The organism is Verrucosispora sp. WMMA2121, from assembly GCF_027460185.1.
GTDB classification, from domain to species: domain Bacteria; phylum Actinomycetota; class Actinomycetes; order Mycobacteriales; family Micromonosporaceae; genus Micromonospora; species Micromonospora palythoicola.
Genome location: NZ_JAPZBH010000006.1, coordinates 1,799,595 through 1,826,345 on the forward strand (window position 1 = coordinate 1,799,595; position 26,751 = coordinate 1,826,345).

15 protein-coding genes are annotated in these 26,751 nt (G+C 72.1%); 5 read left to right on the forward strand and 10 right to left on the reverse strand.

What is annotated here, in order from left to right; all coding sequences use genetic code 11:
* Window positions 1-60: 60 nt before the first annotated feature.
* The 5 genes from O7605_RS17115 to O7605_RS17135 are packed head-to-tail and all read right to left on the reverse strand — an operon-like array spanning window position 61 to window position 15,488.
* Complete coding sequence (locus O7605_RS17115) at window positions 61-852, reverse strand: thioesterase II family protein (protein WP_269742662.1); 792 nt, start codon at window positions 850-852, stop codon at window positions 61-63.
* Complete coding sequence (locus O7605_RS17120) at window positions 852-1,913, reverse strand: Gfo/Idh/MocA family oxidoreductase (protein WP_269740110.1); 1,062 nt, start codon at window positions 1,911-1,913, stop codon at window positions 852-854. The genes O7605_RS17115 and O7605_RS17120 overlap by 1 nt, the downstream gene beginning before the upstream one ends.
* Window positions 1,910-2,995 (reverse strand): saccharopine dehydrogenase NADP-binding domain-containing protein, encoded by a 1,086-nt coding sequence (locus O7605_RS17125; protein WP_269740111.1) that lies wholly within the window; start codon window positions 2,993-2,995, stop codon window positions 1,910-1,912. Before O7605_RS17125 ends, O7605_RS17120 begins: the two co-directional genes overlap by 4 nt.
* Window positions 2,992-8,487: a non-ribosomal peptide synthetase gene (locus O7605_RS17130; RefSeq protein WP_269740112.1), complete on the reverse strand. Its 5,496-nt coding sequence runs from the start codon at window positions 8,485-8,487 to the stop codon at window positions 2,992-2,994. Before O7605_RS17130 ends, O7605_RS17125 begins: the two co-directional genes overlap by 4 nt.
* Complete coding sequence (locus O7605_RS17135; RefSeq protein ID WP_269740113.1) at window positions 8,484-15,488, reverse strand: non-ribosomal peptide synthetase; 7,005 nt, start codon at window positions 15,486-15,488, stop codon at window positions 8,484-8,486. The genes O7605_RS17130 and O7605_RS17135 overlap by 4 nt, the downstream gene beginning before the upstream one ends.
* A gap of 429 nt (window positions 15,489-15,917) precedes the next feature.
* Between O7605_RS17135 and O7605_RS17140 the strand changes: the two genes are divergently transcribed.
* Entirely contained in the window at window positions 15,918-17,471 is a 1,554-nt protein-coding gene (locus O7605_RS17140) for an AMP-binding protein (protein ID WP_269740114.1), read from the forward strand.
* On the forward strand, window positions 17,468-19,717 hold the full coding sequence (locus O7605_RS17145) for a chorismate-binding protein (RefSeq protein ID WP_269740115.1): 2,250 nt from the start codon (window positions 17,468-17,470) through the stop codon (window positions 19,715-19,717). Before O7605_RS17140 ends, O7605_RS17145 begins: the two co-directional genes overlap by 4 nt.
* Here the strand turns inward: O7605_RS17145 and O7605_RS17150 are convergent.
* From O7605_RS17150 to O7605_RS17160, 3 genes are all read right to left on the reverse strand, one after another.
* Window positions 19,684-20,358: a response regulator transcription factor gene (locus O7605_RS17150; RefSeq protein ID WP_269740116.1), complete on the reverse strand. Its 675-nt coding sequence runs from the start codon at window positions 20,356-20,358 to the stop codon at window positions 19,684-19,686. The genes O7605_RS17145 and O7605_RS17150 overlap by 34 nt on opposite strands.
* A 424-nt stretch (window positions 20,359-20,782) precedes the next feature.
* Window positions 20,783-21,550, reverse strand: coding sequence for a heliorhodopsin HeR (gene heR / locus O7605_RS17155; protein WP_269740117.1), 768 nt, complete (start codon window positions 21,548-21,550; stop codon window positions 20,783-20,785).
* Between the two features lie 13 nt (window positions 21,551-21,563).
* The gene (locus O7605_RS17160) at window positions 21,564-22,391 is read right to left on the reverse strand and encodes a bacteriorhodopsin (protein ID WP_269740118.1); all 828 of its coding nucleotides are present in this window, start codon (window positions 22,389-22,391) and stop codon (window positions 21,564-21,566) included.
* A 181-nt stretch (window positions 22,392-22,572) separates the two neighbouring features.
* Between O7605_RS17160 and O7605_RS17165 the strand changes: the two genes are divergently transcribed.
* Together O7605_RS17165 and O7605_RS17170 are read left to right on the forward strand one after the other, a co-directional pair.
* A complete protein-coding gene (locus O7605_RS17165) occupies window positions 22,573-23,268 on the forward strand; it encodes a bacteriorhodopsin (protein ID WP_269740119.1) in 696 nt (231 codons plus the stop codon).
* Window positions 23,265-24,278 carry a Brp/Blh family beta-carotene 15,15'-dioxygenase gene (locus O7605_RS17170; protein WP_269740120.1) on the forward strand — a complete coding sequence of 338 codons (1,014 nt, stop codon included), beginning with the start codon at window positions 23,265-23,267 and terminating at the stop codon, window positions 24,276-24,278. The genes O7605_RS17165 and O7605_RS17170 overlap by 4 nt, the downstream gene beginning before the upstream one ends.
* An 89-nt stretch (window positions 24,279-24,367) precedes the next feature.
* On the opposite strand, the gene O7605_RS17175 is transcribed toward O7605_RS17170, so the two are convergent.
* Complete coding sequence (locus O7605_RS17175; protein ID WP_269740121.1) at window positions 24,368-25,351, reverse strand: alpha/beta hydrolase; 984 nt, start codon at window positions 25,349-25,351, stop codon at window positions 24,368-24,370.
* 74 nt (window positions 25,352-25,425) lie between these two features.
* Between O7605_RS17175 and O7605_RS17180 the strand changes: the two genes are divergently transcribed.
* Window positions 25,426-25,986 (forward strand): TetR/AcrR family transcriptional regulator, encoded by a 561-nt coding sequence (locus tag O7605_RS17180; RefSeq protein WP_269740122.1) that lies wholly within the window; start codon window positions 25,426-25,428, stop codon window positions 25,984-25,986.
* On the opposite strand, the gene O7605_RS17185 is transcribed toward O7605_RS17180, so the two are convergent.
* Window positions 25,983-26,738, reverse strand: a complete 756-nt coding sequence (locus O7605_RS17185) for a serine/threonine protein kinase (protein WP_269742663.1) — start codon at window positions 26,736-26,738, stop codon at window positions 25,983-25,985. The two genes, O7605_RS17180 and O7605_RS17185, sit on opposite strands and share 4 nt — an antisense overlap.
* Window positions 26,739-26,751 lie beyond the last annotated feature (13 nt).

Below are 26,751 nucleotides of genomic sequence, written 5' to 3' on the forward strand. Positions count from 1 at the left end.
CTGGTCTATTTCACCGAAAGTTGCTGGCGAAACCCAATGAGCCGTTTTGATCTGAGTTGATCACGGTGTCGACGGCCACGCCGTCGCCAGTGGAAAGCGTGGTCGCACGTCCGCTAGGACCGCCCGGACCGCCGCGACCGGCCGTTCGGTGACGTAGAAGTGGTCACCGTCGATCACCTGGGCGCGGAAGTCGCCACTGGTCTGCTCCCGCCAGGCCGCCGCCTCCTCGGGGCTCACCTCCGGATCACGGTCGCCGCAGATCGCGGTGATCGCGGTCCGCAGCGGTGCCGCCGTGGCGGGCCGGTACCGCTCGATCAACCGGTAGTCGGCGCGCAGGCTCGGCAACACCATCTCCCGCAGCCCCGGCTGGGCGAGCAGGGACTCGTCGGTCCCGCCGAGCCGGCGCAGGTCCGCCAGGAGCGCCTCGTCGCCACCCTCGTGGACGGCGGTGGGACGCTGCCGATGCGGAGCGGGGCGGCCGGAGACGAAGAGCCGCAGCAGGGGACGCCCGATCCGCTCCTCCAGCCGTCGGGTGACCTCGACGGCGACCGCCGCACCCATGCTGTGTCCGAAGACGGCCATGGTCGGCCCGGCCATCGACGCGAGCGCAGCCGCGATCGGGTCGGCCAGTTCCGGCATGGTCACCGCGCACGGCTCGTCGGCGCGGTCCTGCCGGCCCGGGTACTGGACCGCCATGAGCTCCACATCCCTCGGCAGCAGCCGTGCCCATCTATGGTAAAAGCTCGCGGCCCCGCCGGCATGGGGAAGCGCCACCAGTCGTACCCGCGGCCGCCCACCCGGCGCGTCCGCAGTGGTGAGCCGGCGCAACCAGCGCTGACCAGTTGTGATCATCACGGGACTTCGACCTCCTTCACGGACAGCGGTCGCGGTGCGGGCCCGTCGAGCGACTCCGGCGGGCCGAGACGGCGGCTCGCGTCCCGCCAGGCTCCGGCGACGGCGAGTTGGGGCTGCCCGATCGGGAGCGGGTCGGCACCGTCCCGGGCCGCGCGGTGCAACCCGGCCAACGCCCGGCCGGCCGCCGCCGGCCACAGCTCCCCCACGATGCTCCGGTAGCTGGGTGCCTCGGCCGGCCCGAGCGGGCTGGCACTGGGGTAGTCCAGGTGCTCACCCGGACTCTCGTCCAGCCGACTGCCGGCCTGTCCCTGCTCCGGGAAGTGCGGACGCGGGCTCCAGATGAGCGGGCCGTGGGTGTTCAGGAGGGTCAGGTTCCCGCCCGAGGCGCCGACACTGATTCGGTGCAACAGGTGGGCGTGGTTGTCCGGATCCCTCAGGTGCAGCTGGTTCTGCACCCGCAGGGTCACCGGCACCCCGTGCACCTCACCGACCAGGGTGGCGAACCCGCCAGCCGACGGCACCGACTCCGCGAACGACCACGGACGGAGCCCGCCCAGCGCCAGCCGCAGGATGTCGAACAGGTGATAGAAGACCTGAAGCCCACAGGTCGCGTCGAGATGGAGCAGCGGCTGCTTGTCGGCGAGCGCCCGGGTCACGGCGATGAACCGCCGGACCGGCTCCACCTCCACGTAGTGGGTGCCGACCTGGTACATCACCCCGGCCCGGCGGGCGGTACGCAGTGCGCCGGTCAGCTCGTCCTGATGCACCGGCCCCTCCTGGAGGACATGGATGCCGCGCCCCATCAGCCGCTGCGCGAGCTCGGTGCCGGCACCGCCGTTCACCCCGGCGTAGACCGCGACCACCGCGAGGTCGACCTCCGGGGGGAGATCGTCCGGATCGGTGTAGAGCGGCACCCCGGACCGCTCGGCGCAGGCCACCGAGCGGGCGCTGCCACGGGCCAGCACACCGGCCAACCGCAGCGACGGCTCGGCACGTTCCAGGGCCCGCAGGTAGACCCGGCCGAAGCCGGTTCCGCAGACCACCACGTTCCCGGTCACAGCGCACCCTCCTCCACCGCCGCCGGCCGGTCGACAACCTCCAGCTGACGTACGCTCGGCGCGGCCGCCAGCCGCTGCATCACCCGGGCCGGATCGAGCACCTCGCCCGCGTGGTGCGAACCGGGCGGCACCTCACCGGCCAGGACCGCCCGGACGGCGAGGACCGCCGCCTCCGCGGTCAACCGGTAGCTGTCCGCCGCCCGCAGCGCCAGCGTCCGGGTCACCGGACGACCCTGCGCGACCCCGTCGAGTTGCAGGACGATGAGCTGGTACGTCGACCTGCCGAAGGTCTCCAACTCGGCCGCCCGCACCAGTCGGTCCGCGGCCGGGTCGATGTCTGCGGGGTCCACGGTGCTCAGTGCCCGCAGCGCCTGCTCCCCGTCGAAGACGTGGTACCAGCTCACCTCGGCGAGCCCGAGCGTGGCCGCCAGCCGCTCGGCCTCGGTACTGAGGAACGGATGCGCGGTGACCCGGCCCGGGAAGTACGGCAGCTCGACCCGGTCCAGCGGGGTCAGCGCACCCGGCACCCGGCGACCGCCCCGCCACGTGGCCAGCGACCGACCGGCCCCTCCGACCATCCCGGCCACGTAGTCCCGCGCGGCGCCGGGAGTGAACCGGTCGCGCCCGCCGGTGTAGGCGGTCAGCCGGTCGAGCCGGTCGAATCCCGCGGCGGCCAGCGCCCGGGGCAGCACGAAGGTCAGCCCCGGTGTCATCCCCGCGCCGACCACGACGCGGCGGCCGGTGGGCAGGCCGGGGTACCGGTGTTCGCCGGCCGCACCGACGTAGTCGGCCCCGGCGGCCACCGCCGCCCGCACCACACCGGCCTCGGCGCGGTACGCCGGGGCGGTGCAGTCGACGACGACCGCGCAGCCGGCCGCGAACTCGGCGAGGCGGTACCGGTCGGCGGCGTCCACTATGGCGGTGGCCTCCCGGGGTACGCCGGTTTCCCGGGCGACCTCGGTCAGCGGCCCGGGCCGCCGGCCGCCGAGCCGCAGCCGGACATCCGCCGCCGCCAACAGCTCGACCACCGCCGACCCGACCGCGCCGTAACAGCCGAGCACCCCGACCACCGGGCTCGTCACCGCGCCCCCCGGTGTACCTCGGCCAACACGTCGGCGACCCGCCGGACGTGCGGTGGCCGCAGGCAGGAGAAGTGGTCGCCGGGGACATCCACCACGGAGAGGTCGCCCAGACAGACGTCCCGCCAGTAGTCGGTCATGTCCCGCCGCAGCCAGGGCAGGAACCCGGTGTCCTCCCGCTCCCGCAGGAACGTGATGTCCCCGGCGTACGGCGTGGCCTCGTGTCGGGTCACCGCGCTCATGCTGTGCCGGTAGAGGTCGTAGAGACCGCCCAGTTCCACCGGGACGCTCGCCGCCTCGGACCGACCGGCCAACAGCCGCTCCACGGCGGCCAGTCGGCCCGGCTGCGGCGTCTGCCGCAGCGCCGCGAACTTCGCCGCGGCCCCGGTCAGGACCGGGTCACCGGTCAGCCCGTCCAGCGCCCCGGTCGGGACCCGGCCGGGGGTACGCGCCAGGACCTCCTGGAAGGCACGGGCGGTCGCCTCGTCATCCGGGTAGCCCAGCGCCTCGGTGTCCAGGTCGAGCAGCCGGGCGAAGACGTACTCCAGCACCAGCTCGTCCTCGATGGTGTGCGGCAGGCTGTAGCTGCTGATGATGGTGAGACTGGCTACCGTGGCACCGGACTCGGTGAGCTGCCGGGCGACCTCCAGGGCGAGCAGGCCGCCCATGCAGTAGCCGACGACGTGGAAGCGGGACGCGCCGGTCTCCAGCAGTCTGCGGGTGTAGTCGCCGGCCCGGCGCTCGACCAGCCCGACCGGATCCTCGCTCTGGTACGGGTCGTCGCCGGTCACCGCCAATCCGACCACCGGTCCAGAACCGCCCAGCAGGGGCACCAGGCTCCGGTACGCGGCCAGCGTCCCGACCCCGTCGTGCACCAGCACCCGCACCGCGTCACCTGGCGTGTCGACCAGCGGCAGCAGTGGAGAACGCCGCTGCGCCGGAGCGCCCGGATCGTCGACCGGGTGTCGTCTGTCCCGCAGGTACTCGGCGAGGGCGGCCACCGTGGGTCGGTTGAGGACCACCCGGAGCAGGGTGTCGTAGGGAACCTCGCCCGCCTCGGGCACCTCCTCGCGGAGCCGGCCGGCCAGCCGCGCGGTCAGCAGGGAGTCGCCGCCCAGCTGATAGAAGTCCTGGTCCCGGCCGACCCGGGGCACCTGGAGCAGGTCCGCCCAGACCGCCGCGATCCGCTGCTCCAACTCGTCGGACGGGGCGGCGTCCGCCGGCTGGGCGGCGGTGCCGTCCCGGACCACCCAGCTGGCCAGCGCCGCCGGGTCGACCTTGCCGTTGCCGGTCAGCGGCAGCGCGTCGACGACCTGCACCTGCGCGGGGAGCATGTATTCGGGTACCCGCTCGGCGCAGTGGCGCAGCAGGTCGGCCGGGCGGACGTCCGCCCGGTCCGCCTTGAACCGGGCGGCGAAGACGTGCTGGCCGAGCGGTTCGGTCACGTCGCCGGCACCGGGCAGGTCGAGCAGTAGGTCCGCGCCGGCCCCGGTGAGCAGTCCCCGCCACTGTGCCACGTCCAGGAAGGTCTGGTCCCGGCCGCGCCGCAGGTCGTCGTAGTCCCACTTGGCCGGATCCTTCTCCGGCATCATGAACTCCATCGACGTCATGATCTGCACGTTCTCCCGGGTGGTCTCGATGAAGACCAGCCATCCACCGGGAGCGAGCAGCTCACGGAGCCGGCCCAGCACCAGCGCCGCGTCCCGGGAGTTGTGCAGCACGTTGGCGCAGAGCACGACGTCGAAGCTGTTCGGCAGGTAACCCTGGGCCCTCGGATCGGTGTTGATGTCCAGCAGCCCGTACGACGCCCGGTCACCGAAGCGCTGCTGCGCCTCGGTGAGGAAGAACTGGGACACGTCGGTGAAGAGGTAGTCCACATCGGCGTCGGCGAGAGCCGGGATCAGCACCGTGCTGGTGCCGCCCACACCCGCGCCGACCTCCAGCACCCGCAGCGTCTCCGGCCGGCTCTCGGCCAGCTCGCGCAGCAGGCCCACCACCGCGTGGTTGACGTACCGACTGATCACGTTGTCGCGGTAGGCGGCGTAGGAGATGTCGAGGCGGCCCTCGGGGAAGAGCAGCGGCAGCGGGTCCAGTTCGTCGCGCAGCAGCCGCGGCAGCGACTCGGTGCTGGTCCGGAAGTAGTCGATCAGCTTCGCCGGATACTGGTCCTCCCGCTGCAACTCGTCCACAGCCGCCCAGGCGTCCCGCAGATCGTCCGCGCCGATCCGGCGGCAGGCGGCGTACCGGCCGTCGCGTTCGGTCAGCAACCCGGCCCGGACCAGGGCGTTGAGCCAGCGCCGGACCAGCCGGTGGTGCCGGGGAGCGGTCCCGGTCCGGTCGAGGATCTCCGCCGTGTCGTGGGTCTCCGCCGGCGACCGGAAGAGGCCCCGCTCCGCGAGCGCGCGCAGCATCCCGAGCAGGCCGGCCCGGTCCAGTCGTCGCATGAACTCGGCCAGCTCGGCCGCGTCGACGTCGTCGGTGGTCGCGTCGCCAGAGGTGGCCGCGGCGGCGAGCAGCCGGTGCCGCTCGTCGTCCGCACGGTCCGCGACTCCGGCCGCGGTCTGCACGAAGGCGACGAGCCGTCGACGCATCGCCTCCGTCCCGTCCACCAGCACATGCGCCGCCGCGACCCCTTCGGCGGTGGCCAGCGCCGCCTCGACCTCGGCCAGCTCGATCCGATGCCCCCTGATCTTGACCTGGCGATCCTGTCGACCGAGGAACTCCAGCGTCCCGTCGGGGTGGTAGGTCCCGACGTCTCCCGTGCGGTAGAGCCGGCCGTGCTGCGGATGGTCGACGAACCGCTCGTCGGTCCGCTCCGGGTCGCCGAGGTAGCCCAGGGCCAGGCCCGCCCCGCCGATGTGCAGCTCGCCCGGGACGTGGTCCGGGCTGGGACGCTGCCATCGGTCCAGGACGTGGAAGCTCTGGTTGGTCAGGGGCCGGCCGTACGGGATGCTCCGCCAGCCCGGGTCCACCTCGTCGATCGGGTGGAAGATCGACCAGATCGCCGCCTCGGTCGCACCACCGAGGCTGACCAGGCGCAGTCCGGGCAGCAGCTCCCGGGTCCGGTCGGGGAGGCCGACCGGAATCCAGTCCCCGCTGAGCAGGGCGAGCCGCAACGCGTCGAGGTCCGCCCGGGGCTCCACCGCCAGGTAGTCAGCGAGTAGCTGCAGCTGCGCGGGTACCGAGTTCCAGACGGTGACCCGGTGTTCGGCGAGCAGCTCCGCCCAGTGCGCCGGGTCGCCCCGGCGGTCGGCCGCCGGCAGCACCAGTTGTCCGCCGAGGCCGAGAAGTCCGAAGAGGTCGTACACCGAGAGGTCGAAGCCGAGCCCCGCCAGGGCGAGCACCCGGTCGTCGGCGGTGACGGCGAAGCGGCGGTTGACATCGTGGACGGTGTTCAACGCCGCCCGGTGCGAGATCATCACGCCCTTCGGCGTACCGGTGGAGCCCGAGGTGTAGATCACGTAGGCCAGGTCGTCCGGGTGGCGGCCGGGATTCGGGACGTCAGCCGGGCCGGGGTCGACAGAGTCGACGAAGAGCGTGCCCGGCGGTGGCGGCGTCGGCGACCAGGACTGGCCCAGCACCCGCCGGACCCCGGCGTCGGCGAGGATCCGATCCCGCCGGGCCGGCGGCTGAGCGGCGTCCAGCGGCAGGTAGGCGCCACCGGCGAGCAACACGCCGAGCACCCCCACCACCTGCTCCCAGCCCTTCTCCATCGCCAGGGCCACAATCTCCCCCGGCTGGCAGCCGTCGGACCGGAGCGCGGCGGCCACTCCCGAGGCCCGACCGAGCAGCTCCCGGTAGGTCATTTCGCCGCCGGGTCCGGCCACCGCGACCCGGTCCGGGTACCGCCGGGCCGCCGCGACCACGTCGTCGGTCAGCAGCCCCTCGGGCAGTGGCCCGGCGGTGTCGTTGGCGGCGGCCCTGGACCGGTGCTGCGTGGACGGCAGGTCGACCGGGGATGGCAGCTGCCAGGCCTCCGGTTCGGTGGCGAGCCGGTGCAGCAACGCGGAAAGCTCGCCGAACATGTCGTCGACCACGCCATCGGGAAAGATCCCCTCGCGGACGTCCCACCGGACGGTCAGGGCACCCCGCTCGACCAGGGCCTGGGCGTCGATCCAGACCTGGGGGGTCTGGCTGCGGCCGTAGCCGACCCGGCCGCTCAACCCGGTCTCGGGTTCCGATTCGGACTCCTCGCCGAGGCCGAGGGTACTGGTGAAGACGACCGGCATCAGCGCCGCCGACCGGCCGCGTTCGCGGGCCAGTTCCCGCATCACCGACACGCCACTGAACTGACGATGGTCCATGTCTGCCCAGAGCCGGTCCTGTACCGCGCGGGCCCGCTCGGCGAAGCCGTGCTCCGGCGCGGTCTCCACCGCCAGGAGGCTGACCGTGGTGAAGTCACCGACCAGCCGCCCGATCTGCGGATGCACCGGCTCCCGGTTGAGCAGGGTCAGGTTGAGACAGAACCGGGGGTTGCTGCTCCACCGGCCGATCACCTCGGCGACCGCCGCGAGCACCACGGTCGAGGGGGTGAGCCGCTGCTCCCGGGCCGCCCGCTGCAGTGCCGTCCAGCGCTGCGCGGCAACGGTGGTCGACAGCCGACGGAACCGGCCCGGTGTCCGCTGATCCGGCCGGCCGGCATGGTCGGCGTCGCCGCGCTGCCGGACCGGCAGCTCCGGTGCCCCCGGTAGCTCAGGCAGGCGGTCCAGCCAGTAGGCCCGGTCCCGCTCGTACCGGCTTCCCTCCCGGCTGCCGCGCTCGGCGAGCAGGTAGTCCCGGAAGGTGATCTCCAGCGCCGGCAGCTCCACTCCGTCGTACGCCTGGTGCAGCTCGTCGAGGAGCACCTGGATGCTCAGGTAGTCGGCGATCAGGAAGTCCACCGAGACGTGCAGGATGGTTCGACCGTCGGTACGGGTCAGTCGCAGCTCGAACAGCGGCCACTGGCGCGGGTCGTACGCCCGGTGGTCCAGCTCGTCCCGGGTGGCGCGCAGCGCGGAACTCACCTCACCGGCTGCGGCACCCCGCAGGTCGGTCACCGCGATCCGGTACCGGGACACCTCCGGCCGTACCTGCTGGTACCCGTCGAGGTCGAAGCTGGCGCGCAGCATGCCGTGGCGGCGCACCAACAGGTTCCACGCCTCCTCCAGCCGCGCCGGATCGAGCGACTGATACTCCATCTCGGCGTAGACCTGGCAGGGCACGTCGCCGTAGTCGAAGGCGTCGCGCCGGCCGAGCAGGTACGCCAACTGCACGTCGGTGAGCGGGAACGGATCGTGCTGGTGCTCCGGATCGGGGGTCACGGTGGCGGTCTCCGCGTCCAGGCACGCCAGCACGGCCTCCCGGTTGGCGGTGAGCTGTTCCCGACGCTCCGGGGTGAGTACCCCTCTGGGCGCCCGGAAGCGGAGCTGGCCGTCGTCCGCCCAGAGCTGCATGCCGAGATCGCGCAGGTCGGCGATCAGCTCGGCGGGCGTCGGTGTGGTCGTCGAGCGGGTCATAGCGCGCCTTCCTCAAAACCATCGATCAGCCGTGCCGTCCCGGCGACGGTGGGAGCGGCGAAGAGCTGCCGCAACGGAATGTCCACCCCGAACCGATCGCGCAGCGCGGCGGCGAGCCGGGCGGCGAGTTGACTGTCCCCGCCGAGGGCGATGAAGTTCTCCTCCCGGCCCACGCCGGGCAGGTCCAGCAGGCGGGCCCAGATCGCGGCGACCGCCTCCTCGACCTCGCCCCGGGGCGGCTCGCCGGGCTCGGCCGGTGCACCGTCCTCCTCGGCCAGCTTCTCCAGAGCGGACCGGTCGACCTTGCCGTTGGCCGTCAGCGGCAGCTCGTCGAGCAGGAGGCAGACGCCGGGCACCGCGTAGCTCGGCAGCCGAGCGGCGACGAACTCCTCAAGTCCGGCGAGGTCCTCGTCGCCACGACCGGCCTCGAGTACGCCGAAGGCGACCAGTCGGGGCGGCCGGCCGACCGCGACGGCGGCGGCCGCGCTCAGCGCGGGGTAGGCGGCCAGCGCCGAGGTCACCTCACCCAGCTCGATCCGGTGCCCTCGAACCTTCACCTGGTGGTCGGTTCGACCGAGGAACTCGAGCGTGCCGTCGGGCCAGTAGCGGCCCAGATCCCCGGTGCGGTACCAGCGCTCTCCGGCGTAGTCGACGAAACGTTCCCGGGTGCGTTCCGGGTCGTTGCGGTACCCGGTGGCCACTCCGGTGCCCCCGATCCACAGTTCCCCCGGGACCCAGTCGGGGCAGTCCCGGCCCCGGTCGTCGACCACCCGGTACCGCTGGTTGCGCAGCGGCAGGCCGTACGGGACGGCGGTCCACGTCTGCGGCACCTCGGTGACCTCGATGGCGTTGGACCAGATGGCGGCCTCGGTGGCACCGCCGAGCGCCACGAACCGGCAGTCGTCGAACGCCGCCGCCACCCGGCCCGGCAGGTCCACCCCCACCCAGTCGCCGGAGACCAGAACCAGCCGCAGCCCCGGTGCCGGGGCTGGTGCGTCGCCGGAGAGCGCCACCAGCAGCATGTCCAGCAGCGCCGGGACGCTGTTCCACAGCGTCACCCGGTGCTCGCGGCACAGTCGCAGCCAGGCCCGGGGTTCCCGTCGCTCCCGTTCGGCGGGGAGCACCACGGCACCACCGGCGGCGAGCGGTCCGAAGATGTCGTACACCGACAGGTCGAAGTCGAGCGCCGAGACGGCGAGGACCCGATCGGTCTCGCGTACCCCGAACCGCTCGTTGACGTCGTCGACGGTGTTCCCGGCCGCGCGGTGGGTGAGTTCCACACCCTTCGGCTGGCCGGTCGAGCCGGAGGTGAAGATCACGTACGCCGGGGAGTCCGGGTCCAGCGGCACCGGACCGGCCGTCGCGGTGGCCCGGACCGCGTCGGTGAGTGGCAGCGCCCGCACGGTCTCCGGCCAGTCCCGGGCGGCGGTGTCGGTGAGGACCAGGCGCACCCCGGCGTCGGCGAAGATCCGATCCCGGCGCAGTGCCGGCTGCTCCACCCCGCACGGCACGTACACCGCCCCGGCGGCCAGTACGCCGAGGACCGCGACCACCTGCTCCGGCCCCTTGGGCAGCGTGATCCCGACCGGGTCACCAGCGCGGACACCGTGCCCGAGCAGCGCACCGGCCACCCGCAGCGCTTGTCCGGCCAGTTCGCCGTAGGAAAGCTCACCACCCGCGCCGAGCAGCGCGACCCGCTCCGGGGCCTCGGCGGCCCGCCGGAAGAACGCGGTGTGCAGCAACCCGTCGGGTACCGGTCCAGCCGTCGCGTTCACGTCGGCCCGCACGATCCGCTGCTCGGGTGGGAGCAGCGCCGGCACCGGCACCTCCCAGCGGCCCTCGGCGAGCCACTCCAGCAGCCGCATGTACGCCGAGAACATCGCGTCGAGAACGCCGGCGGGGAACAGCTCCTCGACCGCGTCCCAGACCAGCAGCAGGCCGCCGGCCCGCTCCACCACCTGGTGGTCCAGCCAGACCTGCGGGGTCTGCGAGATTCCCCAGACCCGTTCGGCGAACGAGGGCTCGACCACGACGTCGTCGGTGACCCCGAGCGTGCTGGTGAAGACCACCGGCATGCTGACGTCGAGGTTGCCCCGGCGCCGGGCCAGCTCCCGCATCACCCACACCGCCGAGACGTCGCTGTGCGCCAGGTCCTCGCCCATCCTCCGCTGCATCCGGCGGGCGGCGTCGAGCCAGCTCTCGCCCGGTTCGGGCTGGTAGCCCACGAGCAGCAACGAGGTGAAGTCACCGAGCACGGCATCGATGTCCGGGTGCACGTCCCGACGGTCGAAGAGGGTCACGTTGACGGTGAGGTCGCCCCGGGCGCTCCAGGCGCCGAGCACCTCGGCGAAGGCGGTGGCCAGCAGGGTCGAGCCGGTCAGCCCGTACCGCTGCGCCAGCTCCCGCAGCCGGCGCCACCGCGACTGTGGAAGCTGCTGCTCCCGCCGCAGGAAGCGGGGGCGCTGGACGGTGGCGGGGTCCCGGGCCAGCGGCAGGGCCGGCCCCTCGGGCAGGTCGTCGACCCGGCCCGACCAGTACGACTCGGACTCGGTCCGGCTGGTCTCGTCCGGCCCGGCGGTGAGCACGTAGTCGCGGAACGAGACGCCGACCGGCGGCAGCTCGGCGTCGGGCCGGCGGTAGAAGGTGTCCACCTCACGCATCAGGATCATCGCGCTGAGCGCGTCGATGAGGATGCTGTCGATGCTCACCGCGAGCCGGGTCCGGTCGCCGTAGCGCACCGCCCGGACATCGAACAGCGGCCAGCGGCCGGCGTCGAGGACCTGGTGCGACATCGCGTCCCGCTGCCGCGCGAGCACCTCCTCGGCGTCGCCGGGCCCGACCTCGACGACCGGGATCTCGAACCTCGGCACGCTGGGGAGGATCCGTTGCTCGCCGCTGGGCAGGAAGACCGCCCGGAGCATCTCGTGCCGCTCGATGACCCGGTTCCAGGCGTCGGTGAGCCGGTCCAGGTCGATCCCGGCGCCGTCGTACTCGGTGTAGAAGTGGCAGCCGACACCACCCAGGGCGAAGGTGTCCGTACGGCCGATCCAGTAGGCCCGCTGCACGTCGGTCGGGGGGAACGGGTCGTGCCGGTGCTCCGGATCGGACCGCAACGTCGGCGTCGGCCGCTGCGGGCCGCCGTGCCGGAGGTCGGCGGCGAAGCTGGCCAGCTCCGCGGTGCGGAAGAGCCGGCCGAGTTCGGCGCCGGCGAAGCCCGCGGCATGCAGCTTGGAGATCATCCGGGTGGCGAGCAGGCTGTCCCCGCCGAGCGAGAAGAAGTTGTCCCACCGGCTCACGGCGGGCGTGTCGAGCAGTTCCGCCCAGATCCTGGCTACCGTCTCCTCGATTCCGCCCCGGGGCGGCTCCACCGGCACCGGTGCGGTGACGTCCTCGACCCGGGCCGCGAGAGCCCGACGGTCCACCTTTCCGTTGCTGGTCAACGGCAGTTCGGTGACGCTGGTGACGCTGGCCGGGACCGAGTGGGCGGGAAGCCGCTCCCGGAGGAAGGCGAACAGCCCCTCCTCGCTCGCGGACGGCCAACCCTCCTCGGCATCGTCCACCGCCGCCTCCGGACGCGGAACGATGGTCGCGGCCAGGCGGGTCGGCTGGCCGACCGCGAGCACCACGGCGGCGGCCACCGCCGGATGGGCCAGCAGCGCGGCCTCGACCTCGCCCAGCTCGATCCGGTGGCCGCGGATCTTCACCTGGTGGTCGGTCCGGCCGAGGAACTCGAGCGTGCCGTCGGGCCAGTACCGGCCCAGGTCACCGGTGCGGTACCAGCGGGTGCCGGCAACGGTCACGAAGGAGCGCCCGGTCGCCTCCGGGTCCCCCCGGTAGCCGGTGGCGACCCCCAGGCCGCCGATCCACAGCTCGCCGGGGACCCAGTCGGGCCGGTCCCGGCCCTGCGCGTCGACGACCCGGTACCGCTGGTTCCTCAGCGGGCGGCCGTAGGGAATGCTCGGCCAGTGGGCGGGCACCTCGGTCACCTCGACGTGGTTCGACCAGATCGCCGCCTCGGTGGCGCCGCCGAGGGCGACGAACCGGCAGTCACCGGTGGCGGTGACGGTGCGTCCCGGCAGGTCGAGACCGACCCAGTCGCCCGAGACCAGCACCAGGCGCAGCTCCGGCAACGTCCGGGCCGGCCGGTCGGGGTCGCCGGCGGCCAGCAGCAGCATGTCCAGCAGCGCGGGGACGGTGTTCCAGACGGTCACCCGGTGGGTGCGGCACAGCTCGACCCAGCGGTACGCGTCCCGCCGCTCGTCCTCCGCCACCAGCACCAGCGCCCCGCCGACCGAGAGCAGTCCGAAGATGTCGTACACCGACAGGTCGAAGTCGAGCGCCGAGACGGCCAGCACCCGGTCACTCCGGTCCACGCCGAACCGCTCGTTGACATCGTCGACGGTGTTCCGAGCCGCGATGTGGGTGATCTCCACCCCCTTGGGCTCGCCGGTCGAGCCGGACGTGAAGATCACGTACGCCGGGTCGGTCACCGGCACCGGGAGGCAGCCGGCGAGGGGTTCCCGGGTCGCCGTCGTCGCGACCGGCACCAGCTCGGTCCCGTCGGGCCAACCGGCCACGTCGCCGTCGGTGAGCACCACCCGTACCGACGCCCGCCGCAGCATCCGGGCCCGGCGGGCCGGCGGTTGCTCCGGTCCGGCCGGCAGGTACGCCGCCCCGGTGGCCAGCACCCCGAACACCGCCGCGATCTGCTCCGGGCTCTTCGGCAGGGTCACGCCCACCACGTCGCCCCGACCGATGCCCCGGTCACGCAGGGCAGCGGCGATCCGCAGCGCGCGGTCGGCCAGCTCGCCGTAGCTGACCACGTGGTCCGCCGCGATCAGCGCGGCCCGACCCGGGTCGGCCGCCGCCCGGTCGAAGAAGTCCGCGTGCAGCGGGCGGTCCGGCACCCTCCCGTCGGTGGCGTTCGCCGCGTCGCGCACGGCGGACTGCGCCGCGGGCAGGAGCGCGGGGGCCGGTCCGTCCCACTCGTCGCGGGCCAGCCAGTCCAGCAACCGCAGGTAGCCGGCGAACATGTCGTCTAGTACGCCGGGCGGGAAGAGCTCCGCCACCGCGTCCCACACCAGGTAAAGGCCACCGTCGCGCTCGGTGACCTGGTGGTCCAGCCAGGCCTGCGGGGTCTGCGACAGCATCCAGCCGAGCCGGCCGAAGGTCCGTTGCACATCCTCGCCCACCAGGTCGCCCATGCCGATCGCGCTGGTGAAGACCACCGGCGCCGGAATGCGGTCGTCGGTCCGGGTACGCGCGAGATCCCGGAGCACCTCGACCCCGGTGTACGAGCTGTGTCCGATCCCGGCTCGCAGCTGTTCCTGCAGTCCGCGTACCCGCTGCCGGAACGAGCTGGGTTCGCGCAGGTCGACCTCGATCGGGAGCAGGTTGGTGAAGTCGGCGACGATCCACGCCACGTGGGGGTCGACGACCTCCCGGTCGAAGAGCGGCAGATTGAGCAGGAACCGCTGCTCGGCGCTCCAGGCGCCGAGCACCTCGGCGTAGGCGGTGGCGAGAACCATCGGCAGGGTGACCCCGTGCTGCCGGGCCAGCTGCTCCAGCCGCCCCCGCGCGGCCGGATCCAGCAGGTGGTCGCGTCGCTGGAACCGGGTCGTCTCGACCAGCGCCGGCTCGACGGCGAGCGGCAGTTGCGGACCGTCCGGCAGGTCGGGCAGGCGCTTGCGCCAGTACTCCCGGTCCCGCTCACGGGCCGGCCGGCGACGGCTCTCCTGGTGCGCCAGGTACGTCGGGAAGCCGTACGGCAGCGGCGGCAGGTCCGCCTGCGGGCCCGCCCGGTAGAGACGGGTCAGGTCGGCCAGGATGAGCTGGATGCTCAGGACGTCGGCGACGAGCAGGTCGAAGTTCAGATGCAGTCGGTGGCGCCCGCCGGGCAGCAGGCTGAGGCGCAGGTCGAACACCTCACCCAGGTCGACCGCGAGGCGCCGGTGCGCCAGTTGGTCCCGTTCCGCGGCCAGCGCCGCGTCGACCTCGGCCGCACCGGCGGTACGCAGGTCGTGCACCAGCAGACCGAGCCAGGCCGGTTCGCGCTGGATCTGCTGGGTGCCGTCGTCGAGGAACCGGGCCCGCAGCAGGCCGTGCCGGCGCAACAGGGCGCGGACGGCTTCCGCCAGCCGGTCCGGGTCGACGGGCGCGGTGCCGGCGGCTGCGCCGCCGTCGAACTCGACGTAGAAGTGGCAGCCGACCCCGCCGAGGACCTGGTCGTCGCGGCGGCCGATCCAGTAGGCGTGCTGCACCGGGGTCAACGGGAACGGCTCGGTCTCGTCGACCGGGTCGCCGCCGGCTGGCTCGGCCGATCCGGTCCCGGTCGCCGGCCCGGCTGCCGCGAGCAGCTCCCACCATCGGTTCAGTACCGGCTTCTCGACCAGCTCCGCGAAGGTCAGCTCGGTGCCGGCGCGCCGCCACTGGTTCACCAGTTGCATCGTGCGCAGCGAGTCGAGGCCGAACTCGACCAGGTCGACGTCCGGGTCGATGTCGGTCGGTTCGACCCCCAACAGGCGGGCCACGTCGGTGCGCATCGCCTCGGCGGTCAGGCCGGGACCGGCCTGCGTCGGGGCGGTCTCCGACCCCGGTCCGCCGCCGGCCACGGCGACGGACGGCGGCTCGCCGGTGCCGCTCGACGCGGATCGGTCGCCGCCGGGCCCGGCCTCGTGCCGGTAGGCCACGGTGAGCTCGCCGGCCCGGAGCCGCCGCAGCACCTCGTGGCGCCAGGAAGCGGTGCCATCGCTCGTACCGGCCGGCGGACCCGATCCGTCCAACTCGCCACCGGGCACCAGGCAGACGGTGCCGGGGGCCAGTCCGTGCCGATCCACCACCGCGCCCATGACCCGGCGTGCCAGCTCCGGTCCGCCGGCGCCGGCCGTTTCCAGAATGAGCGTCAGCTCCCCGCCGTACTCCGGCTGGACGGCGCAGACGTTTCCGGCGGCGGCCACGCACTCACGCACCGAAGCTTCGATCTCCCGTGCGTCATATCGCACACCGTGCAGCTCGATTGCGTAATCGCTGAAATTGACCTCGTGGTATCTGTACGACACCCGGCCCACGGTGCCACGGGATCGCACGCCACTCAACTCGAACAAGTGCGCGGAATCGCCTGTCTGCTACCACGCGAGGTACCCGAACGGGTACCAAGGAACACCTAAGTTCTCGACGCCGCGCGCCCTGCCGCGGAACGCTGGCACGGTTTCGAACAGGACACCTGCCGGCTCATAGCATATTCCTCGGGAGCGCACATCCCGATGGCAGATAAAAATTTGTCCCGACCACCGGGGTATCGCATCAGACACTTGCCGCCCATCTTCGGGGCGATCTACCGTCGAGATCGAATTGCATTCTTCTACGGATTTCCGCGCTCGTCGGCATTCCTCGGACTTCCGCACCCGCCAGCAGTAGAAAGGGCTCTCGCCATGAATCTCGCGGCCACCCTGGCACGGCGCTGCGCGGAACGCGGCTGGGCCGACCGCCCCGCCGTCCGCGAACCGGGCCGGACCTGGTCCCACGGGGCGATCCACGATCTGGCCGGCCGAGCCGCGCGGGTGCTGACCACCGAAGGGATCAGACCGGGTGACCGGGTGCTTCTGGCGCTGCCCGACAGCGCCGCCTGGGTGGTCTCGTTCCTGGCCGTGGCCCGGGCCGGGGCGGTCGCTGTCCTGGTCAACCCGGCGCTGGCCGCTCCAGAGCACACGGCGCTCGTCGCCGACTGCGCTCCGGCCCTCGTGCTCTGCCCCGAGTCGCTGGCGGACCGGTTCACCGTCCGTACGCTCTCCCCGAACCAGCTGCTCGATCGGGCCGGTCGGGTGAGTCGTGCCCCGGCGGTGCCGGTGGCCGGCAGCGATCCCCTGTACGTGCAGTACACCTCCGGCACCACCGGTGACCCGAAGGGAGCCGTCCATCGGCACACCGACCCGGAGGCGTACTACCGGTCCGCCGGGCTCGGAGTGGTATGCAGCAACGCCGACGACGTCACCCTCTCGATCTCCAAGCTGCACTTCGCCTACGGCTTCGGTAACGCCTTCGTCTTCCCACTGTTCTCCGGATCGTCGGCGGTGCTGCTGCCGGAGCGACCGAGTCCCGAGGCGGTCGCGGAGCTGGTCACCGAGCACCGGGTCACCCTGCTCTACGGGGTGCCCACGTCCTACGCCCAGCTCGTGGCGGCCCGTGACCGAGCCGCCTTCGGCAGTGTGCGGGCCGCGGTCTCCGCCGGTGAGGCGCTGCGACCGGACCTCGCGGTGCGGGCCGAGGAACTGCTCGGCGTCCCGCTGCTCAACCAGGTCGGCTCCACCGAGGCCGGGCACGCCTTCTGTGCGAACACGGTCGACGAGCACCGGATCGGCACGGTCGGACGCCCGGTCCCGGGCTATCGCCTCCGGCTGCTCGACAGCGACGGGGTGGCGGTGCCCGACGAGGTCGAGGGGGAACTCTGGGTCACCGGGGAGACCGTCATGACCGGGTACCTCAACCGGCCGCAGGAGACCGCCCGCACCCTGGTGGGCGGCTGGCTGCGTACCCGGGATCTGGCGGTCCGGCACGGCGACGGGACGTACGCCCTGCACGGCCGGGTGGACGACCTGGAGATGGTCGGTGGGATCACGCTGGCACCTCAGCCGGTGGAGCACCTCATCGAGGAGCATCCGACGGTCGCCGAGGCCGCGGTGGTCGCCCGGACGGACCGGACCGGTGCCTCCCGGCTGCACGCCTTCGTCGTGCCGGTGCCCGGCGCCGCCACCCCCACCGTGGACGAACTCGCTCGCTGGCTGGACGGCCGGGTGGCGCCGTTCAAGGTCCCCCGGGGCGTCACCCGCCTCGCCGCCCTGCCCCGCACGCCGACGGGGAAGCTCCGCCGCTTCGCCCTGCGGGAGCAGGACACTCGGGAGCAACGCGGCGCTGGTACGGCCACGCGGGAGCGCACCGGCGTCGAGCGGCCGGACGCACGCACCGCCGGTCGGGCAGGGGTGGCGTGACGGTGCGGACCCTGCTGATCGACAACTACGACTCGTACACCTTCAACCTCTATCAGTTGATCGCCCAGACCTACGGCGTCGAGCCCCACGTGCTGCGCAACGACAGCCCGCGGTTGACTTCGGAGTTCGCGCGGCAGTTCGATGGGGTGATCATCTCGCCCGGTCCCGGCCGGCCGCAGGTGCCGGAGGACATCGGCCGCTGCCTGGACGTCATCCGCCACAGCGGCCGGCCGGTGCTCGGCGTCTGCCTCGGCCACCAGGCCCTGGGCCACCTCTGCGGGGCCGCCGTCGGGCCGGCACCTCAGCCGCGTCACGGCCACCTGAGCCGGATACGGCATGACGGCGGGCTCTTCACCGGCCTGCCACAGAATTTCGTGGCCGTCCGTTACCACTCGCTCTGCGTCGCCGAACCGCTACCGGCCGACCTGGTCGCCGACGCCTGGGCCGAGGACGGGGTGGTGATGGGCCTGCGGCACCGCAGCCGTCCCTGGTTCGGGGTGCAGTTCCATCCCGAGTCGGTGAGCACCGAGCACGGCAGCCGGCTACTGCTGAACTTCCGCCGGCTGGTGGGCAGGGACGCCACAAACGGTTCGCGGCCGGTCGACACCGCCGGGCTGGGCACGGCGTCGAGCGACACCGACGGTCCGGCCAGCGGGTGGCTGCTGCGCCACCGACGGCTGCCCGCCGTCGCCCGGCGGAACGCGCCGCCACCGCAGCCCGCGACGGTCGACCCGGAGTGGGTCTTCCAGCGGATCGTCGGCGACCGGCAGTACGCCTTCTGGCTGGACAGCAGCCGGATCGTGCCCGGCGTGTCGCGGTTCTCGTTCCTGGGGCACCCGGGCGGACCGGACGGGGAGGTGCTGCGGTACGTCAGCACCACCGGCACCGTCGAGGTGCTCGACCCGACCGGCGTCCGGATCGGCGTCGAGCCGGGGGACATCTTCACCGTGTTGCAGCGCCGCCTCGACGAGCGCCGGATCGCGGATCGCGGTGAGTTTCCGTTCGACCTGCCGAGCGGCTACGTCGGTTACTTCGGTTACGAGGTGAAGGCCGACTGCGGCGCACCGAACCGACACGAAGCCGAGACCCCGGACGCGGTCTGGATGGCCGCGACCCGGATGGTGGCCCTGGACCATCAGACCGGTGAGATGTGGCTGCTGGCGCTCTGCCGCGCCACTGACGCCCAGATCGCGGCGGCGGACGGCTGGCTGGACAGCACGGCGGCCCTGCTGTGCACCGGACCCGTCGGCCACCACCCGGTCGACGACCGCGACGGACGCACCCGCCGGCCGGAGGAGCCGGACCGAGCCCGACCGAACGGCGGGCGGGCGGAGCCGGAAAGAACGACCGACCCGGAGCGCTGGCTGTCCCGGGGACGTGAGAGCTACCTGGCGGATATCCGTACCTGCCTGGATCTGCTCCGGGCCGGAGAGAGCTACGAGATCTGCCTGACCAACGAACTCCGGGCCCCGTACGACGGGTGCGGCATCGAACTCTATCTGCGGCAGCGCCGCCACAACCCGGCACCGTACGCCGCCTATCTCCGCCTGGGAGAGACGCAGGTCCTCTGCTCCTCGCCAGAGCGCTTCCTCAAGATCGATCCGTCCGGGACGGTCGAGGCCAAGCCGATCAAGGGGACCGCTCCTCGGGCCGCCGACCCGGAGCGGGACCATGCCCTGCGGGCCGAGCTGCGCGACTCTCCGAAGACCCGGGCGGAGAACCTGATGATCGTCGATCTGCTCCGAAACGACCTCGGGCAGGTCTGCGAGGTCGGCAGCGTCCATGTGCCCTCGTTCATGGTGGTCGAGTCGTACGCGACCGTGCATCAGCTGGTTTCCACGGTGCGCGGCCACCGCCTCCGGTCGGTCTCGCCGACCCGCGTCGTGCGGGCCTGCTTCCCCGGTGGCTCGATGACCGGAGCACCGAAGCCGCGGACGATGCGGCTGCTCGGTGAGATCGAGGATCGAGCGCGGGGGGTCTACTCCGGAGCGCTGGGATTCTTCGGCCTGACCGGCGGGGTGGACCTCAACATCGTCATCCGGACCGCGGTACTGCACCGGGGGATCCTGCGGGTCGGCGCCGGCGGCGCCATCGTGCTCGGCTCCGACCCGGACGCCGAGTACGACGAGATGCGGCTGAAGCTGAGCGCACCGCTGCCCGGCTGGACGGGCGAAGGAGAACAGCGCCTCGGAGGGAAGTGGCGTACCGCGAGTCAGCGCTTGGCGGGCAGCAAGCCCAGCTGGTAGGCCGCCGTGACCGCCTCCGTCCGGTTGGTGCAGTTCAACTTCGCGAGGATGTGACAGACGTGCCGCTTCGCCCCGTGCTCGGTGATCCCCATCGTCCCGGCGATCTGACGGTTGCTCAGCCCTCGGGCCAGCAGTTGCAGCGTCTCGGCCTCCCGGGGAGTCAACGCCACAGTGGCGGCGGGGCGCTGGTCCTCCCGCAACACCGAGAGCGCGACCCGGCCGAGCGCGAGCGGCATCGGCATCTCACCTCGCCACAGTTCGGCCAGGGCGTGGTTCAGCGACCGCCGATCAAGCTCTCCGGCCAGGATGAAACCGTCTGCCGCCAGCGGTACGGCCCGGTCGCGGAGCGCGTCACCGGCTCGGTTCAGGACCGCCAGGGTCGGAATGCCGGCGCCTCGGGCGGCGAGCACCAATTGGTCAACCGGGACGTCGTCCTCGACGACCAGGATCAGCAGGTCGGGCCGGTACCGCCGGAGCAGCACCAGCGCCTCATTCACCGTCGGCGTGACCCGGACACCGGTGACCACGTGCAGTTCACCGAGCAGCGCCTCCAGCCCTTTGCGCAGCACCTCCGGCCCCAGAGTGACGAGAACCCGTAGCCCGATCGGCGATGTCTTTGATCGCCGCTTGGCCTGCGCCATGCTGCCTCCTCCGCTGCGGTGCCCAGCCGCGGCCGCACGTCCGGCCTCTCAACCAGGATCGATGCCCACCGACGCAGCGTGCGGTGACCTCCAGACCCACACCCACCTCCGGTCGCCACGCCGACCGGCGCCGGTCAACCCGGCGCGCGGGAAACCGTTACCCCAAATCGGCGTCGCTGAATCATTCTCGACTGGCGACCATGCATCTTAGCTAAGCCTTCGGCAGATGCCGAAAAACGTCATTGGTGGCACTCAGGCGGGTTCTCGCATTCTTGGAGGAATCCGCCTTTGGCGACGTATGGAGCATCTGCTGGATTCGGATTGAGGATCGGCAGGTTGCCGCGTCCGAGTCGAATGCAAGGGACGAGCCGAGGTGGGGAAACACGCGAAGCCACCGGGCCCGCGCAACCGCCGCCGGCCGGCGTCAGGTGCGCAGCACGTTGGCGTAGATCAGCCAGGCCAGCGCGGACTTGGCCCCGAGGCTGAGCAGGATGTACGAGATCTCGCCGTAGCGGTAGTCACGCCATCGACCGCGCTGGTGGTACTGCAGTGCCATGTTGAGCGCGAAGCTGGCGAAGAGCAGGAACTGGACGATGATGATCGCCCACACGAAACCGGGGATCTCCGGCGGTTGCGCGACGTACACGGCGATCGCCAGCCAGGGTGCCAAGCCGACAAGTGTGCCGAACCAGAAGGCGCTCCAGTCGGCGCGTCCCGGTGTCTGCTGCCGCTCCATCAGCAGCCCGAAGAGAATCATCGCGGTGTTCGCGGCGAAGATTCCGATGACCGCCGCGAGATCGCGGATCCCGACGAACAGGCCGATCAGGACGATCATGATGGAGGCGCTGACCGAGTACTCGATCCAGCGGGCGTAGTTGGTCCGCCGGTCGAGGTTGCGCTCGTACCAGCGGTGCACGACCGGGGCGGCGGTGACGAGGTGGTCGAGCGCGGCGAGGAGCAGGAAGACCGCCACCGCCGGGCCGATGGCGATCCGGAAGGCCACCTCCGGGAGCGTGGCGTCCCGTAGCGTCACCGGGTCCGCCGTGAGGTACGACGCGGTGACCGGCAGCGACAGGTCGTTGCCGGCCACCCACATCCAGCCGCCTTCGGCGGCCAGGAGCAGGCCGACCAGCACGTTGAACCAACGTAGCCGCAGGTAGCGGTCGCGGCCGGCGGCGGCGTGGTGTCCCATGGGCGTCACCCCCTCAGCCGGAGGTGACGGAGGTCAGGCCACCGCGCGGCCGGGCCACGTCCTCCTCGATCGCGGCCTGGCAGTTCTCGGCGACGCTGATCTTGCGGGCGATCACCCCGATCAGCACCCCGTAGATCACCTTCGAGGTGATGTCGGCAAGCGTGTAGGTGATCTGCCGGGCCACCACCCCGTCGGCGGAGTCCCACATCGCCGGCATGAGATACGCCCCGGGGTAGAGCATCCAGGAGACGAGGATCAGCCACCACACGGCCCGGGCCGGCCCCCGGGCGGCGTGGGGCAGCCGACGCAGGTTGCCGAAGATCAGGCGGGCCACCAGGACGAGCAGGAACAGGAAGAAGACGGTGCTGACCAGACCCCAGATCCAGAACGGCCAGGCCCTGTCGACCTCGTGGAACTGACCCGCGTAACCCGTGTAGATCATGGCCAGGCCGGCGGCGACGAACATCGCCCAGGTGCGGTGGAAGCGCCGGCCGGTGACGCCGAGTACCACCAGCAACTGGATCAGCAGCACCGGGACGTCGATGGACCAGTTCATGTACCGGTAGCCGTTGGAGAACAGGGTGCCGGTACCCACGAACGCGCTCCCGTCCCAGGTGAACGCCGCCGACCACCGCTGTGACAGCACCCAGAGTTCGAAGAACGCGGAGATCATGACCACTGCGGAGAGCACCGAGGCGAGCCGGTACCGCGCAGCGATCCCGGACATGGTCAGCAGGAAATAGACGAGCCCGGCGGCCATGACGGCGTAACCGAGCGTCAGTACGTGCGACACCAGCGTGTACTGGATGACGTTGTAGCCGAACTCGTTCTCGAAGTTCATGCCGCTGACCCGCCTGTTCCGACCCGGATCGTCTCCGATCGCGGAGCCTGGCTGCCGCGTCGCCGGCGATCGGGGAGCGATTCCTCCTTTATGCCCTTAAATAGGCTGATAGTCATCCTAAGCTGACAGCAAGGGGGCGGTCCCTCGTTCCCGGAGAGCCGGGATTGGCCAGGGAGGTGCCGTGGGGTTCTGGCTGTGGTTCTACGTCGTCGCCATGGCGGCCGGCGTCGCGCTCTTCCGCTACTGGCGGGCCAACCCCAAGGGCGTCCCGCCGGTGGAGTACTCGATCGCCACGGCGATTCCGCTCTGGTCGGGGTTCTGGTACGTGGTGATGGCGGTGGGCGGCGGTCGGATCGAGGTCTCCGACCAGACGACCTTCTGGGCCCGGTACGCCGACTGGGTGGTCACCACCCCGCTGCTGCTGGTGGCCCTCTCCCTCACCGCGATGCACGCGTTGCCCCGCAAGCGTTGGGGCCTGGTCCGCGCGCTCGTCGCCGCCGACATCATCATGATCACAAGCGGGTTCCTGGCCGACCTGATGGAGAGCCGGGCCGGGCGGTACGGGCTCTACGCCGTCGGGGTGGTGGCGCTACTTGTGGTCTTCGGGCTGATCTGGGGACCGTTGCGGGCCACCGCCGCCCGTCAGCCGGCCCCCATGTCGCGGGTCTTCACCCAGGTGGCCCTGCTGCTCAGTGTGCTCTGGGTCGGCTATCCGCTGATCTGGATCCTGGGGCCGTCCGGGATCGGGCAGTTCGGGGAGACCACCGACACCGCCCTGTTCGTGATCCTGCCGATCCTGTCCAAGGTGGTGTGGAGCGCGGTCGACCTGGGTCTCCTGCGGCGCCTGTCCGACCGCCGCCTGCTCACCGTCGCGTGACACCGGCCGCCCGTCAGGTCGGTCGGTGGGTCCGCCGTCCGCCCGGCGACTGGCTGCTGCGCCGGGTCGGTCACACGGGCCCGATCGTCCTGGCCGGCCTCGCCTGCCTGGACCTGCTGGTACCGGAGGCGGGAGCCTGGGCGGGGACCGTCCCACTGCTCGTGGGCCTGCTGATCGGGCTGCCGCACGGCGCCGTCGACCACCTGGTACCGGCCTGGATCTCCGCACAGGCCCGCTCCCTGCGGATCACCGTGGGGCTGCTGCTCGGGTACGCCGGGACGGCCGCCGCCACGGTCGCGCTGTTCCTCTGGGCACCGGTACCCGCCCTGACCGGCTTCCTGATCCTCGCGGTGCTGCACTTCGGCACCGGTGACGTGGCGTACCGGGCCGAGCGGGAGGGGCCGGCACCGGCCCGTCCCGTCCTCGCCGTCCTGGCCTACGGCGGACCTCCGGTGGTGTTGCCGATCGCGCTGTGGCCAGGGACGGTCGACCCGCTGTTGGACGCGGTCGCGCCAGGGGCCGCCACCGCGTTCACGCCGGCCGGGCGGCTGATCGGGTTGTCCGTCGTACTCCTGGCGGTCGTGGTGACCGGACTACGCGAGCTGGCCGCCCGTCGTGGTGCGGATGTGACGGAACTCGGGATCCTCGTCGCGGCCTTCGCCCTGGTGCCACCGCCGCTGGCGTTCGGTGGGTACTTCGCGGCCTGGCACTCCGCCCGACATGTCGCCCGGTTGCTGCGCGCCGACCCCGCCAACAGCCACCACCTCGCCGCGGGGCGGCTGGGCGGTCCGGTCCGCCGGTTCGCCCGGCAGGCCACCCTGCCCACCGTCGCCGCCCTCGCCGGCCTGCTCGTCCTGGTGCACGTCAGCGCGTCGCCGACCGTCGGCCCCGCGACCGCCGGCGCGTCCCAGGAAGCGCCGTTCCAGCTGGTCTTCGCGGTGCTCGCCGGGCTCACCGTGCCGCACGCGGCAGTGGTCAACCGGCTCGACGCACGGGTGGCCGCCCGATGAACCGGCCGGTTGGCCGCGGCCCGATTCGGCGCGCCGGCTCGGGCCTCGACCCCGCGTCGAAGCCCGGGCATCTCGTCGCAGCCGGGCCATCATCCGGTGAGGCGGTCCCGGAGGAACGCGACGATCTCGGTCCGCGCCGATCTGGCCTGCGGTACCACGCCCGGCATGCTGAGGAACGCGTGTGTCGCTCCGGGGTGTTCGGTGAGCTGTGCGGGCGTCCCGGCCTCACGCAGCCGTCGCGCGTACGTGCGTCCGTGATCGGCCAACGGGTCGAGGGTCGGCACCACCACCAGTGCCGGAGCCAACCCGCTCAGGTCGTCGGCGAACAACGGTGACACCGCGCGAGGATCCGTTCCTTCCGGAGCGGCCAGCCGGCGGAACAGTTCCAGCTGCGGCACGGTGAGGGTCGGGCTGGTGGCGTGCTCACTCATCGAGGCGTAGTCGAACGCCGTCGAGGTCAGATCGACACAGGGATTGACCAGCACCTGTGCCCGTACCGTCCGGTCGGACTCCCGGGCGCGGATCGCGGCCAGCGCGGCCACCACCGATCCGGCGCTCTCGCCGAAGACGGCCACCCGGGTCGGGTCGATTCGCCACCGCGCGGCGTGCCGCACGACGTGGTTCAGCACGTCCCAGCCGTCGTCGACAGCAGCGGCCAGCGAGATTCCCGGTGCGACGAGGCGGTGTTCGACCGACACGACCACCGCGGGCAGTCGACAAGCGAGGTGGCTGTTGACCCAGTCGCTCTGCACGGCTGTGCCCACGAATCCACCGCCGTGGACGTGGAGCACGAGCGGCAGGCCGGCCGGGTGGTCGGGTACGGACGACGGCCGGTAGACCCGAACCTGGAGCGCCCGGTCGGGCAGCGTCAGCTGCTGCCAGTCGATCCCGGCCCTGCGGTCCGGAAAACCGGTGACCAACCGCGCCAGGCTGGAGGCCCGCCGGCGGTTCTCCGCGTCGCGGAAAGCGGCCAAGGCCTCGGCCGGCATCGTCGACCAGTCCGGCTCCTTCCGCAGGGCGTGCAGCAGCCGGACGCCCAGCGGCGGCCGCCGCATCTCGACCGTGTCGCTCATGGCTCCTCCTCGATCACGATTACGATACTTCGAGTATCGATACTAGGAGTAGCATAACTGGTTATCGTGTGACCATGGACCGAGCGACCACACCCCCCAGACCGGCCGGCCGTCCCCGCTCCAGCGTCGACGCCACGGTCTTCGCCGCCACGCTCGACACGGTCCACCAGCTCGGCTACGCACACGCCACCGTCGATCGCATCGCCGCCGCGGCAGGCGTCGCGAAGACCACGATCTACCGCCGCTGGCCGTCGAAGGGAGCGCTGATCACCGCCTGCCTCGTCGACGCGTTCGGCCCGGCGCCACTGACCGGCGCCAGCCGGAAGGAGATCATGTCGACGGCGATCCGCTGGGTCGCGGCGAAGATCGGTGAGCCCGGGATCGGCGCGGCGTTCGCGGGCGTGTTCACCGATGCCGTGAACGATCCCGCCCTGCGCCAGCTTCTTTCCGCACAGTTGCAGGACCCCTACCGGCTCGCGCTTCAGGAGACCCTCGGCGAGCCGGAGAACCGGGTGCTCTTCCTCATCGACGTGGTCGTCGGAACCCTGCTGCACCGGATGGGCATGACCGGCGAGCCGATGGTCGACGCCGACGTCGACGCCCTGGTCGAGATGGTCCTACGCACGCTTCGCTAGTGCGGTGGTGCTGGCGCGTCGCGGCCCGGCAGGGTGGTTCGCCAGGCCGCGACGAGGGCCGCCACGTCGGGGTACCGGTCGGCGGGTGTCGTGGCGGCGGCGCGTGCGGCTACCTGCCGCTGGAGTTGGGAGCCACGCCAGCCGACCGGGGAGTCGAGCAGGTGGTGGATGGTACGGCCCAGGGTGTGGACGGTGGTGCGCTGGTCGATGACGGCGCCGCGGACGAATTCCTCGGGTGCCATGTACCGGCGGGATCCGGGGAGCCGGTCGGCGTCGAGGGTGAACGGACCGGGACGGTACTCGTCGAGATCGATCAGGCGTATTCGACGGGCCTGGAAGTCGTAGTGGAAGCAGCCGTCGTAGAGGTCGACCGCGACGTAGCCGGCGGCCGTCACGGCCAGATGCGCGTCGAGGACGGTGTCGATCGCCGTTTCGACGTCGCGCCGGGGTAGCTGCTGGAACCGGTGCAGGGCGCTGCGGTCCGAGCCGCGGGTCGTGGCATGGTTCAAGACGTTGCCCTCGTGCCACGGGTAGACCAGCACCGGCCCGTCGAGAACGTGCTCGGGGCGCACGATCGCCGGGTGGCGCAACGCGGCGTGGAACCGGACGGCCCGCAGCAGAGACTGCCGACTCCGGGCGCTGGTGGCTGTCTTGACGAACCACCGGCGTCCAGACGCCTCGACGCCGTAGGAGACGCACCCGGAATCCTGGGCGTCGAAGACAGCGAACGCGGACGCCAGCGGTAGCTCCATCACGTACCGGGAG